This is a genomic window from Pantoea sp. MT58, assembly GCF_014495885.1.
Taxonomy (GTDB): Bacteria; Pseudomonadota; Gammaproteobacteria; order Enterobacterales; family Enterobacteriaceae; genus Pantoea; species Pantoea eucalypti.
On the sequence record NZ_CP061083.1, the window covers coordinates 2,555,526 to 2,568,841 of the forward strand.

General features: G+C 54.7%; 11 protein-coding genes. 2 read left to right on the forward strand and 9 right to left on the reverse strand.

Features of this window, described 5'->3' with window-relative positions; genetic code table 11:
- Positions 1-123: 123 nt before the first annotated feature.
- The 6 genes from fabG to yceD are packed head-to-tail and all read right to left on the reverse strand — an operon-like array spanning position 124 to position 4,544.
- Positions 124-858, reverse strand: coding sequence for a 3-oxoacyl-ACP reductase FabG (gene fabG / locus IAI47_RS12070; RefSeq protein WP_003849866.1), 735 nt, complete (start codon positions 856-858; stop codon positions 124-126).
- Between the two features lie 10 nt (positions 859-868).
- Entirely contained in the window at positions 869-1,801 is a 933-nt protein-coding gene (fabD, locus tag IAI47_RS12075) for an ACP S-malonyltransferase (protein WP_003849867.1), read from the reverse strand.
- 16 nt (positions 1,802-1,817) lie between these two features.
- On the reverse strand, positions 1,818-2,771 hold the full coding sequence (locus IAI47_RS12080; RefSeq protein WP_003849868.1) for a beta-ketoacyl-ACP synthase III: 954 nt from the start codon (positions 2,769-2,771) through the stop codon (positions 1,818-1,820).
- Positions 2,772-3,812, reverse strand: coding sequence for a phosphate acyltransferase PlsX (plsX, locus tag IAI47_RS12085; RefSeq protein WP_003849869.1), 1,041 nt, complete (start codon positions 3,810-3,812; stop codon positions 2,772-2,774).
- A gap of 25 nt (positions 3,813-3,837) precedes the next feature.
- Entirely contained in the window at positions 3,838-4,008 is a 171-nt protein-coding gene (gene rpmF, locus IAI47_RS12090; RefSeq protein ID WP_003849870.1) for a 50S ribosomal protein L32, read from the reverse strand.
- A 14-nt stretch (positions 4,009-4,022) separates the two neighbouring features.
- Positions 4,023-4,544, reverse strand: a complete 522-nt coding sequence (gene yceD / locus IAI47_RS12095; RefSeq protein ID WP_008925931.1) for a 23S rRNA accumulation protein YceD — start codon at positions 4,542-4,544, stop codon at positions 4,023-4,025.
- A 140-nt stretch (positions 4,545-4,684) separates the two neighbouring features.
- Between yceD and IAI47_RS12100 the strand changes: the two genes are divergently transcribed.
- Positions 4,685-5,272: a nucleoside triphosphate pyrophosphatase gene (locus IAI47_RS12100; RefSeq protein ID WP_008925930.1), complete on the forward strand. Its 588-nt coding sequence runs from the start codon at positions 4,685-4,687 to the stop codon at positions 5,270-5,272.
- Positions 5,273-5,285: 13 nt separating this feature from the next.
- On the opposite strand, the gene rluC is transcribed toward IAI47_RS12100, so the two are convergent.
- The gene (gene rluC, locus IAI47_RS12105) at positions 5,286-6,242 is read right to left on the reverse strand and encodes a 23S rRNA pseudouridine(955/2504/2580) synthase RluC (protein ID WP_003849873.1); all 957 of its coding nucleotides are present in this window, start codon (positions 6,240-6,242) and stop codon (positions 5,286-5,288) included.
- Positions 6,243-6,815: 573 nt separating this feature from the next.
- Here rluC and rne point away from each other — a divergent pair.
- Complete coding sequence (gene rne / locus IAI47_RS12110; protein ID WP_008925929.1) at positions 6,816-10,268, forward strand: ribonuclease E; 3,453 nt, start codon at positions 6,816-6,818, stop codon at positions 10,266-10,268.
- Positions 10,269-10,683: 415 nt separating this feature from the next.
- On the opposite strand, the gene flgL is transcribed toward rne, so the two are convergent.
- Positions 10,684-11,649 (reverse strand): flagellar hook-associated protein FlgL, encoded by a 966-nt coding sequence (gene flgL / locus IAI47_RS12115; RefSeq protein ID WP_003849876.1) that lies wholly within the window; start codon positions 11,647-11,649, stop codon positions 10,684-10,686.
- A 14-nt stretch (positions 11,650-11,663) separates the two neighbouring features.
- A complete protein-coding gene (flgK, locus tag IAI47_RS12120) occupies positions 11,664-13,313 on the reverse strand; it encodes a flagellar hook-associated protein FlgK (RefSeq protein WP_008925928.1) in 1,650 nt (549 codons plus the stop codon).
- Positions 13,314-13,316 lie beyond the last annotated feature (3 nt).

A 13,316-nucleotide genomic window follows, 5' to 3' on the forward strand; every position in this document is an offset into this window, starting at 1 on the left:
GCGATGGTTTTCGTAGTGTATAAAATGGTGAAAAAGATGCAACAAAATCCCGGCTGGTCGAACCACGATTTTGCGTTATTTTGCGGTTTTAACCGCAAATAAAGCAAATGATTTCGTGATTTATCAGACCATGTACATTCCGCCATTGACGTGCAGCGTTTCACCTGTGATGTAGGCTGCTTCGTCAGAGGCTAAAAATGCGACAGCATTGGCGATTTCCTGTGCATCGCCTAAGCGACCCGCAGGGACTTCCGCCAAAATACCGGAACGTTGATCTTCGTTCAGTGCCCGCGTCATGTCAGTCTCAATAAAGCCTGGAGCCACGACGTTGACGGTAATGCCACGTGACGCGATTTCGCGCGCCAGTGATTTGCTAAAACCAATCAAACCCGCTTTAGCTGCCGCGTAGTTTGCCTGGCCCGCATTACCCATGGTTCCAACAACGGAACCAATGGTGATGATACGGCCCACGCGCTTTTTCATCATGGCACGCAGGACCGCCTTAGAAAGGCGGAATACCGATGTGAGGTTAGTATCTAAGATATCCTCCCACTCATCGTCCTTCATGCGCATGAGGAGATTATCACGCGTAATGCCTGCATTATTGACTAAAATATCCACTTCGCCAAATTCCGCGCGAATATTCTCTAAAACGCTGCTGATGGAGTCAGCATCTGTCACATTCAGTAACAGGCCTTTACCCTTGTCGCCAAGGTAAGCACTGATGGCGTCGGCGCCATTCTGGCTGGTTGCAGTACCCACAACTTTAGCACCACGTGCCGCCAGGGTTTCTGCAATCGCACGACCAATGCCGCGACTCGCGCCGGTAACCAGCGCAACTTTACCTTCAAAGCTCATGATTTTCCTCTTATTCCTTACCGAGTGCAGCTGTCAGGGATGCTGTATCGTTAACGGCAGCCGCTGTCAGACTATCGACAATACGTTTCGTCAGACCGGTCAGGACTTTACCTGGACCCATCTCCAGGAGTTGCGTAACGCCCTGTTCTGCCATCGCTTCCACACTCTCAGTCCAGCGAACCGGGCTGTAAAGCTGACGAACCAGCGCATGCCGGATTGCCGCAGCATCGGTTTCTGCTTTCACATCGACGTTATTAATCACTGGCACCGCAGGCGCAGCAAACGTAATGTTTTCCAGCGCGACCGCCAGTTTATCCGCTGCGGGCTTCATCAGTGCGCAGTGGGAAGGCACGCTGACGGGCAGTGGCAGGGCACGTTTAGCGCCTGCGGCTTTACAGGCAGCACCTGCACGCTCAACGGCTTCTTTGTTACCCGCAATGACCACCTGGCCCGGCGAATTGAAGTTAACCGGTGAAACCACCTGTCCCTGCGCGCTCTCCTCGCAGGCTTTGCGAATAGCTGCGTCATCCAGGCCAATAATCGCCTGCATCGCGCCAGTACCTTCTGGCACGGCTTCCTGCATCAGTTTGCCGCGCAGCTCAACCAGCTTCACGGCATCAGCAAAGCTGAGCACACCGGCGCAAACCAGCGCAGAGTATTCACCCAGGCTGTGACCGGCCATCAGGACTGGCTGTTGACCGCCCTGCTGCTGCCAGACACGATAGATAGCCACCGAGGCGGCAAGCAATGCAGGCTGAGTCTGCCAGGTTTTATTCAGCTCTTCAGCCGGACCCTGACTCACTAACTGCCACAGATCATATCCCAGCGCGTCCGAGGCTTCACGAAAGGTCTCTTCAACCAGCGGATAGGTCGCGGCTAATTCAGTCAGCATGCCCACGGTCTGTGAACCCTGACCTGGAAAAACAAATGCAATTTGCGTCATCTTTCGTTCCTGTCAATCAAAAGCGAACCAGCGCAGAACCCCAGGTGAATCCACCACCAAAGGCTTCCAGCAAAATAAGGTGTCCGGGTTTGATGCGGCCATCACGAACCGCTTCATCCAGTGCGCTTGGCACCGATGCGGCAGAGGTATTGCCGTGACGATCCAGTGTAACGACCACTTTATCCATGGTCATACCGAGTTTTTTCGCGGTGGCACTGATGATGCGCAGATTAGCCTGATGCGGCACCAGCCAGTCCAGCATTTCGCGATCGAGATTATTGGCCTGAAGCGTTTCGTCAACGATGTGAGCCAGCTCGGTAACCGCGACTTTGAAGACTTCGTTGCCTGCCATTGTGACATAAGCAGGCTGATCCTGATGAGCGCGATCCTGATAAGGCAGCGTCAGCAACTGGGCATAGCGACCATCAGCATGAAGATGAGTTGAGATAATCCCCTGCTCTTCGCTCTGACCCAGCACGACCGCACCGGCACCATCACCGAACAGGATGATGGTACCGCGATCTTCAGGATCCAGCGCGCGCGCCAGAACATCAGCACCAATCACCAGAGCGTGTTTAACCGCGCCATTTTTAATGTATTGATCGGCCACGCTCAGCGCATAGGTAAAACCTGCACAGGCGGCAGCAAGGTCAAATGCCGCACAGTCTTTGATCTCCAGCATTTGCTGGATCATGCAGGCGGAGCTTGGGAAGGCGTGGCTGGAAGAGGTTGTGGCGACAATAATCAGCCCAATCTCGTTCGCGTCAACGCCGGCCATTTCAAGGGCGCGTTGCGCCGCACTGAATCCCATTGTGGCGACGGTTTCGTCAGGCGCAGCAATGCGGCGCTCACGGATGCCCGTACGGGTCACAATCCACTCGTCCGACGTCTCCACCATTTTTTCCAGATCGGCATTGGTGCGAACCTGGCTGGGCAGATAACTGCCCGTACCGATAATTTTGGTATACATCTAGGCTTTGTCACTCCTGGCTAATACAGCATCAAGGCGCGCAGCAATTCGCTCGGGAATTTGCTGCCTCACCGCCTGCTCTGCCTGTTCTATCGCCACGGCGAAAGCGTGTTGATTTGCTGCGCCGTGACTCTTGATCACTGTTCCGCGCAATCCTAACAGACAAGCGCCATTGTACTGGTCAGGGTTGAGTTGCCCGAAGCGCTTCGCCAGGCGTTTCTGGATTAAGCGTCCCAGCAACGTCAGCCACCATGACCGTTTTTTACCTTCCCCTGATGACTTCAGCAGAGAAAGAAACATTCTTACCACGCCTTCCATTGTCTTCAGCGTGACGTTTCCGACAAAACCGTCACAGACCATCACATCCGTTTTACCGGTAAGCAGGTCATTGCCTTCGAGGTAACCAATATAGTTGATTTGCGGTGATTCTCGCAGTACTACTGCGGCATCGCGAATAGTTTCCAGCCCTTTAGTCTCTTCATGACCAATATTGAGCAACGCGACACGGGGCCGTGAAATACCAAGCACATGCTCAGCCATTACCGACCCCATCACAGCAAACTGCACCAGCATGGCACTGTCTGAGTCAACATTCGCGCCCAAATCCAGTACCACCGTTTTACCCTGCTGCTGGTGCGGTAAAACGGACATCAGCGCCGGGCGTTTGATACCGTCCAGCGGTTTTAATAAGAGTGTTGATAGCCCCATCAGTGCACCGGTATTACCGGCGCTGATACAGGCCTGTGCACGTCCCTCTTTGACCATCTCCAGCGCGACACGCATTGAACTGCCGCGACTGTTCCGGATGGCCTGAGCAGGCCGCGCATCACTTGCAATAACCGATTCGGCAGGGATAACCTGCAAACGCCCCGTCAGGGAGGAATCCGCTTTGGCAAGCAATGGCATGAGGGTGTCGGGATTGCCGACCAGAAGAAGGAAAAGTTCCGAATGAGAGGCCAGTGCCTGCAATGCTGCAGGCACTGTCACGCAGGGACCGAAGTCCCCGCCCATGGCATCAATCGCCAGGGTCAAACGTGTCAAGGTATCGCCTTGCTAAGCAAGAAACTTACTTAACGATAACCTTGCGACCGCGGTAGTAACCATCCGCAGTGATGTGGTGACGCAGATGAGTTTCGCCAGAAACTTTATCTACTGACAGAGCAGCAGTGGTCAGCGCATCGTGCGAACGACGCATACCACGCTTAGAACGGGTGGGTTTATTCTGTTGTACGGCCATGGACCTTACTCCTATTACTTACGCTTTAAACTGGCTAATACGGCAAATGGATTTGGTTTCTCCGCCTCTGCAGGCAGTTTACCAAAGACCATGTCCGCCTCGGACACTTCACAGTGTTCAGAATCGTGCACCGGAACGACCGGCAGCGCGAGAATCAGTTCATCCTCGACAACCGCCAGCAAATCGATCTCACCAAACTCGTTGACATCGACCGGCTCGTACGCTTCCGGTAATGCTTCGGCCTGCTCTTCAGAAGAGACAGGGCTGAAGCAGTAACTCACTTTTACGTGATGGGGAAAGGTCTGGTTGCAGCGCTGACAACGCAACGTCACCTGTACTTCAGCAGTACCCGTCAGTACCGCCAGACGCTGGTTATCAACCGCAAACGACATGGCACAATCCACATCACTGTCCACACTAACGACCGACTCAGCCACACGCTCCACCTGTACAGATGTGTAGACACCCTGATAATCAAGGCGCTTCTGAGCGGTGCGGACAGGGTCCAGCGTTAGGGGTAATTTTACCTTTTGCATAGGGCGCGCATATTAACTTTGTAATGTCATAGAGTCAAAGAAAAAGGCCGTTAAACAGCATCTTTCAACCACTATTCGCATCCAGTGCGGCGCACAGTTTAAAATGACTGCCACCAATTCGCTATCACTATTGAAAAAAAATGACACCATCGATTCTTTTAGCTTCAACGTCGCCCTTCCGGCAGGCTTTACTGCATAAGCTTGGCTTGCCATTTATGACCGCCGCGCCGGAGGTTGATGAGTCCCCCGTGCCAGGTGAAACCGCCGAAGCGCTGGTAACACGCCTGGCCGTGGCAAAAGCGCAGGCGCTGGCAAAAACCTGGCCCAGCCACTGGATCATCGGCTCGGATCAGGTCTGCGTGCTGGATGGCAGGATCACCGGAAAGCCTCACACGGCGGAGAATGCATGCGCGCAACTGCATGCCGCCAGCGGTAAAGCCATTACCTTCTATACCGGTCTGGCCCTTTTTCATCCGGCCAGTGGCAGACTGCTGCAGTGCTGTGAGCCCTTTGTGGTGCATTTCCGCACCTTAACCGACGCCGAAATCGCTGGATACGTGGAAAAAGAACAGCCGCTGCAGTGTGCCGGCAGTTTTAAAAGTGAAGGACTGGGAATTTGTCTGTTTGATCGACTGGAGGGCCGCGATCCCAATACGCTGATTGGGCTGCCGCTGATTGCGCTGAATGAGATGTTGCAGCAGGCCGGTATCAATCCTTTAACGGACTGATACCGGAGAGCCGTTACGCCTTCATCTGACGCAGTTTATTCAGGCATTGCTTCAGCCCGTCATCGAGTGGCGCTTCGACCCGCATTACTTCGCCCGTGCCAGGATGGGTAAAGGTCAGCGCCGCTGCGTGCAGGAACAGCCGTTTTAATCCGGTTGAGGCCAGCTGACTGTCAAAGTCACGTTCGCCGTAACGATCGTCAAAGGCGATGGGATGCCCTGCATGCAGTGTATGAACGCGAATCTGATGTGTGCGTCCGGTGACCGGACTCGCTTTTACCAGGGTGGCAAAGTCGAACCGCTCTTCCACTTTAAAGCGGGTTTCCGACGCCTTGCCTTCACTGCTGACGCGCACAACACGCTCTCCGCTCTGCAGGATGTTTTTCAGCAGCGGTGCCTGAACCACCTTCAGATGTGAGGGCCAGTTACCGCGCACCAGAGCCAGGTAATCTTTCTGCATGCCCTTTTCACGCAGTTGCTCATGCAGAGAACGCAGCGCCGAGCGCTTTTTAGCAACCAGCAGAATACCTGAGGTATCGCGATCGAGGCGATGAACTAATTCCAGAAAGCGCGCTTCAGGTCGCAGGGCGCGTAACCCTTCAATGACGCCAAAGCTAAGTCCGCTGCCCCCATGCACGGCGGTACCGGAAGGCTTATTCATTACCAGCAGCGACTCATCCTCAAACAGGATGGCATCAGCCAGTGAGGCAACCTTCGCCAGTTTAGGGGAAACAGCGTCTTCATCGCGTTCCGCTACCCGAACAGGCGGAATGCGTACCTCATCGCCCTCCTCCAGCTTGTACTCTGGCTTAACGCGCTTTTTATTCACCCGCACCTCGCCTTTGCGTACGATGCGATAAATCATGCTCTTTGGCACACCCTTAAGCTGGGTGCGCAAAAAGTTATCAATGCGTTGTCCGGCATTTTCAGCCGTGATGGCGACAAAATGTACGCCGGGATTCTCTGTTTTCATGGCGGCGATTCTAAATAGTGTCCCCTGATAGCGCCACCCCTTTTTCTGTGCTTAACTCAGGAGTTGGTGTGACGACAAGTCGCCTCTCTGCTGGCTTTTTCAGCAAAGCGCTGCATTGTCGGACACATTAACGCGTTAAATGTAAAGAAACTTCACAAGCTGGCTAAAGTCGCCTTGCTATATGAAGGTTAGCAATGGAATAATGCCTGAGTTTCCTAACTGATGCATTTCAGGGCAGAAACCGAGCGAAATTGTCATTTTGCCGGATTGAGCAGACACGCAGCAATGGCGTAAGACGTAATGCGAAATCAGGCACTTAGCGGGCTGCGGGTTGCGGCCTGGACAGCAGTATGGGATGCACGGGTTTTCTTTATTCTCTCAGGCATTTCCACTATCTGGTGCTGTTTTCCCTTATGAAAAACAGGCCACCGACGTTATTTGCGCCCCTCGCGCGGTCGACAGCCGTGAGGTTGACGACATTGCACTAAGTCACGGGGCCATCGGTTGATACTCGTCCAGGGTAATTATGCCCGCAGCTGTAATCACTCATGAAAGAATAACGAGTAAGTCACGATGAAAAGAATGTTAATAAACGCAACTCAGCAGGAGGAGTTGCGCGTTGCCCTGGTTGACGGTCAGCGTCTGTACGATCTGGATATTGAAAGTCCTGGACACGAACAGAAAAAAGCCAACATCTACAAAGGTAAAATCACGCGCATTGAACCCAGCCTTGAAGCTGCGTTTGTCGATTACGGCGCAGAGCGTCACGGTTTCCTCCCGTTAAAAGAAATCTCCCGCGAATACTTCCCCTCCAGCTATAACGCGCATGGTCGTCCGAATATTAAAGACGTACTGCGTGAAGGCCAGGAAGTTATTGTTCAGATTGATAAAGAAGAACGCGGCAACAAAGGCGCTGCGCTGACCACCTTTATCTCTCTGGCGGGCAGCTACCTGGTCCTGATGCCGAATAACCCACGTGCAGGCGGTATCTCTCGCCGCATCGAAGGTGACGACCGTACCGAATTAAAAGAAGCGCTGTCGGCGCTTGACCTGCCGGAAGGCATGGGACTGATTGTCCGCACCGCCGGCGTAGGCAAATCGGCCGAATCGCTGCAGTGGGATTTAAGCTTCCGTCTTAAGCATTGGGAAGCGATCAAGAAAGCCGCTGAAAACCGTCCTGCTCCGTTCCTGATCCATCAGGAGAGTAACGTGATTGTCCGCGCTTTCCGCGACTATCTGCGTCAGGACATCGGTGAAATTCTTATCGATAATCCAAAGGTTCTGGAACTGGCGCGTCAGCATATTGCTGCGCTGGGCCGTCCGGACTTCAGCAGCAAAATTAAGCTCTACACCGGTGAAATCCCGCTGTTCAGCCATTATCAGATTGAGTCGCAAATCGAATCCGCTTTCCAGCGTGAAGTCCGCCTGCCTTCCGGTGGCTCGATTGTCATCGACAGCACTGAAGCGCTGACCGCGATCGATATCAACTCAGCACGCGCAACGCGCGGCGGTGACATCGAAGAGACGGCGTTCAACACTAACCTTGAAGCCGCTGACGAGATCGCCCGTCAGCTGCGCCTGCGTGACCTGGGCGGCCTGATCGTTATCGACTATATCGATATGACGCCGGTACGCCATCAGCGCGCAGTTGAAAACCGTCTTCGCGAAGCTGTTCGTCAGGACCGCGCCCGTATTCAGATCAGCCACATTTCGCGTTTCGGCCTGCTGGAGATGTCCCGTCAGCGCCTGAGCCCATCATTAGGTGAATCCAGTCATCACGTTTGCCCACGCTGTAGCGGCACCGGCACCATCCGTGATAACGAGTCACTTGCTTTGTCGATTCTGCGTCTGATTGAAGAAGAAGCACTGAAAGACAACACCAAAGAAGTTCACGCTATTGTTCCGGTTCAGGTTGCCTCCTACCTGCTGAACGAAAAACGTGAAGCGGTCAACGCGATTGAAAAACGCCAGGGCGGCGTGCGGGCAATCATCGTTCCTGATGACAAGATGCAGACCCCGCACTACTCCGTGCTGCGCGTACGTAAAGGCGAAGAGACCCAGACCCTGAGCTATCATCTGCCGAAGCTGCACGAAGCCGAAATGGCGATGCCGTCGGAAGAAGAGCATGCAGAGCGTCGTCGTCCTGAGCAGCCTGCTCTGGCCGCGTTTGTGATGCCTGATGCACCGCCGGCTCCGGTAGAAGTTGAGCCGGAAGCGCAGCGTGCTGAAGCTCAGCCAGCGGCAAAAGCTAAACCTGCGGTGGCTGCACCTGCGACGGCCAGCACCGGTTTCTTCGGGCGTCTGCTTGGCGGCCTGAAAAAAATGTTTGCCAGCGAAGAAGCGCCTGCTGCTAAACCTGTGACCGCTGAGGTTGCTGAACCGCAAAAAGCGCCTGAAGGTGAGCAGGAAAACAACAACGGTCGTGGCGAACGACGCAGCAACAATAACAACCGTCGCAATAACAATCGTCGTGAGCGTACGCCGCGTAACGGGGATAACGCACAGTCGCGTGAGGGCCGTGAGCCTCGCGAAAGTCGTGAACCGCGTGAGAGCCGTGAACCGCGCGAAAGCCGCGAGCCACGTGAAAATCGTGAGCCGCGCGAGGGCAATAATAACAACCGCCGCAACAAGCGTGAGTCTCAGTCAGGTGAAGTACGCGAAGAGCGTCCGGCACTGAGCGAAGAAGCGCGCCAGCAGCGTGATGAGCAGCAGCAACAGCGCCGTGAACAGCGCGCTGAACGTCAGCGTCGTCGTCAGGAAGAGAAACGCGCCGGTGAAGAAGCCGCCAAAGTAGCTGAGCAGCCAGCAGTGGTCGCAGAAGCCCTGGACGCGACCGAGGTGCAGGATGATGAGCGCGTACAGGTTATGCCGCGTCGTAAGCCGCGTCAGCTGAACCAGAAGGTGCGTGTTGATGATAATCGTCAACCTATGCCAGCCGAAGCCAGCGACTTTGTCCAGCCTGCCGAAGTGCGTCAGCCTCAGCCAGCTGAAGTTGCACAGCCGCAGCCTGAGTTCCAGGCGCAGCAGAGTGACGAACAGGATGACAGCGACAACCGTGATAACGCCAATATGCCACGTCGCTCACGTCGTTCGCCACGCCATCTGCGTGTGAGCGGACAGCGTCGTCGTCGTTACCGTGATGAGCGTTACCCGACGCAGTCAGCCATGCCTCTGGCCGCAGCAGCAGCGTCTCCCGAGATGGCCTCTGGTAAAGTCTGGATTCGCTATCCGGTGAGCCAGGCCAGCGAAGAGCAGGTGCAGAATGTGACACACCAGACACCCGCGTACAGCGCGGAAGAAACAGCAGTGGCTACCCATGCACTGCCCGTGGCTGCCGCTGTGGAATCGGGTGTGCAGGACGCGCCAGTGCAGCATGCTGAGCCGCAGGCAGAAACGCCAGTGCCGGTCGTCAACACTGATGATACCCGTGCTATTGACGCCCCGGTTGACGAACAGCCTTCTGTGGTTCCGGCTGCCGATGAAGTGAAAGCAGACGCTGTCGCGGCTGAAGCCGTGCCTGCTGAACCCATCACTGAAGCGCCGGTTATGACACCTGCTGTTGAGACGGTACAGCCTGCAGAGGTTTCACAATCATCAGAGGTTGAACAGCCTGCGGACGTTACTGAGCAGTCAGCCACTGATGTCAGTGAAGAGATCGCAGCCGAGGTTGAAGAAGTGCTGAATGCACCAGTCGCAGCAGAGGCTGAAACAGCACCGGTTCGTGAACCTCATGCTCCGGTTGCTGCACGTGATATCGCGCCGGCGGAACCTGTGAAGGCGACCGAACCTGCAGTGTCATTGCCTGCCGACGCATCTGTGCCAGCAGCTGCAGCTGTACCGAACGACGGTACACGCTGGAAGCATTTTGCTTCTTCGCCAATGACCAAAGCGCCTGCGCCAGTCTGGCAGTCAGAACCGGCTCCGCACAGTGATTGGGTGCGTGCACCGTATGAGTTCGACGGTCGCGGTTCTGCAGGAGCGCATAGCGCCACCCATCAGGCCACTGCACCGGCAACCAAGCCGTAACACATAAGCTGTTGTGAACCGAACCCCGGCCTTGAAGCCGGGGTTTTTTTATGGCTGCAATTCTGCCCGCCAGCCGGATTACGGATAAACAGTCTCTGCAGGGGTCTCTTCAGGCAACAACGAAGGTTTACTCCGGCATTTCGGCAGGTAGGCTGTTGGGCTGTTGGGCTGTTGGGCTGTTGGGCTATTGGGCCATTGGGCTGTGGTGGGTGATTCCGGAGTCCGTGCGGTGAATACGTGAAAGCAGGATAACCATGCGAATTATTTTCCGCTGTCACAGAACCTGGTTTAAAAGCTAATGTTCCCGCCCGCCAGCAGCCGAATCGCAGGCAAAAAAAATCCCACCCTCCTTTATCGGGAGAGTGGGGAAAAGTAAGCGCATCCGGTTAAAGTACGCCTAAAATTTCAGGTCAGACTACGAATTCATCTGGAACAGTGACATCTTGGACATATCAGTAAAGGTCTTGTACGACGCCTGAAGGGCTGTCTGCTGCATGGTATAGCTGGACGCCGCCTCGGTTAAATCTACGTTAACCAGGTCACTCATCTGCGAGTTATAGATCACACTGCGGTCATCGCCCTGGGCATTCAGCGTATCAATCTCGCCAAGCTGAGTACCAATTTCAGAAACCACTTTTGAAACATTATTCAGCGCATTACCCAGACCACGGTTAGTTTTATCCATCGCATCCTGGAAGGTCTGTTTGGTTGCGGCGTCTGCGTTATCCTGCGGCACCTTCAGTGCCGCAATGGCACTGTCCAGCATCGTAAACACATTGGTTTCGCTGGCGCTGCCATCCGGCTCTTTGGTGGCATTGCCGGTGATCGACATAAAGATGCTGTCACCGGTATGCGCCACGGTCATGGTACGACTGGTGTCGACCTTCTGGGTGATTGCCTCGTTACCGCCTGTGTAGCTGACGCCGGTGCCTGCCGTATCAACAAACGGCGCGCTGTCGGTTTTATAACCGGCAAAAATATAGCGTCCATTGGCATCTTTGCTGTTTGCCTGGTTCAGCAACTGGGCGCGAATGCCCTCCAGCTGAGTGGCAATCGAACCACGGTCATCGTCGCTCAGCGTTCCGGTTGAACCGTTAACGATCAGTCCCTGCGCCGCAATGATCCCATTGGTTACGCCTTTCAGCGTATTATCTTCCAGTGACAAACCCTGTTCGGCAAACGTCCGCGCCAGCGCAAACTGTTTACCCTGCTGCTGAGTCTGGGTCAACACCACAGCGCGTGACGCCGCAATGGGATCGTCCGAAGGGTTAGTTACGCGGCGGCCGCTGGAGAGCTGCTCGCCCACTTTCAGCCAGGAGGCCTGTGAGTCAGTGATGCCACGCACCTGCTGCTCAAAAATCATATTTGTACTGATTCGCATGTTATCTCCTGCCCTTAGCGAATATTGATCAATGCATTAAACACGGTGCTGGCGGTCTGCAGCACCTGCGCATTAGCCATATAATATTGCTGATATTTAGTCAGGTTGGCGTACTCCTCATCAAGGTTTACGCCTGAGACCGATTGCTGACGTTGGGTCAGCTGACTGACCACGCTTTTCTGTGTATCGCTGGTGGTCTGCAGTGAACTGGTTTTGTTACCCACGGTACTGACGATAGCCGCGTAAGCCTGCGACAGCGTGGCGTTGCCACCGACCAGCTTCGCATCCTGCAGACTCAGCAGTTTTTGCGCATTACGGTTATCACTTTCACCGCCAACGGCACCTGCTGCGGCCACCTGAGATTCATTGGTGATCGCGACGGACATGTCGTTGATCACGTTCTGGACCGGCTTCACCAGAAAACTGTCTTTAGCAGCCGGTGCAGGCGTGCCGGGAACGGTCAGCTTCAGGCCATCAAAGCTCAGCGTGGTTTTGCCGCTGGCGTCTTTAACCTGTGCAATGGTCACAGCGGTGCTGTCAGAGGCACGCGTGGCGCTCCAGTTAGTGCCATCAAAGCTGACGTTATAGTTGGTCGCTTTCAGCGCACTGGTATCGGTCCATTCAGCGGTAACGGAGGCGGCGGTGCTGTTTTTACTGTTGCTTACCACCAGCGGGCTGCCGATATTAAAGAAATCAACACCCTGATCGCCGTTACTGTCGAAGCCCTGCTTGTGAACATCGTTAAAGCTGGTCGTAAACGCAGCTGCTAACTGACCCAGCTGGTTCTGCGCCAGATCCAAATCCTGACTACGGAATGCCAGCAGACCGCCCAGCGAGCCGGTGGTGATCAGCTTTTCCGGAATCTCGACGTTGCCCGCCTGTTTATCGACATAGCCGATAGTAGTGCGTGTCGGATCGCTGCTGGAAGGCATCGCCACCAGATCGTGAGATTTGTCGCCGTTTACCAGCGTCAGGCCATTCGCCATGGAGACCGTGTAGCCGCCATCCTGCTGCGACACTGTGACGCCAACTACGTTATTCAGGGTATTCACCAGCTGATCACGCTTATCAAGCAGATCGTTAGGAGCGGCACCGTTAGCGGTACTCAGTTTGCCAATCTGCTTGTTCAGATCGGCGATCTGGCTGGTAATGGTGTTGACCTGCTTGATGCTGGAACCGACGTCTGCATTGACGCTGTTCTGCATATTGTTCAGGTATTGCGCCGAGGTCTGGAACTGGCTGACCAGACCCTGTGCATTGCTGAGCATTGACTGACGTGCTGACGGATCGTTGGCATTGCTGACCACGTTCTGCAGGTTAGTAAAGAAGCCCTGCAGCGAGGTTGACAGGCTGGTCGTCGAAGTCGACAGCAGATCGTCAATGTTTGAAATCTGGCTGTGCTGGGTGCTTACCGCGCTGTAGTTCGCGCTGGAACCGCGTAACTGCGTGGCAATAAATGCATCATATTCACGTTGTACACCGGTGATATTCACGCCGTTACCATAATAGCTGTTGCCCTGCAGGGTACTGTTTGCCTGCGCCAGGACCGTGGTCTGACGTGAATAGCCAGCCACGGTGTAATTGGAAATATTGTTACTGGTGGTGCTCAGAGCGGCCTGCGCGGCACTCAGTCCGCTCATCGCGGAGTTAATTATGCTGGACATCTC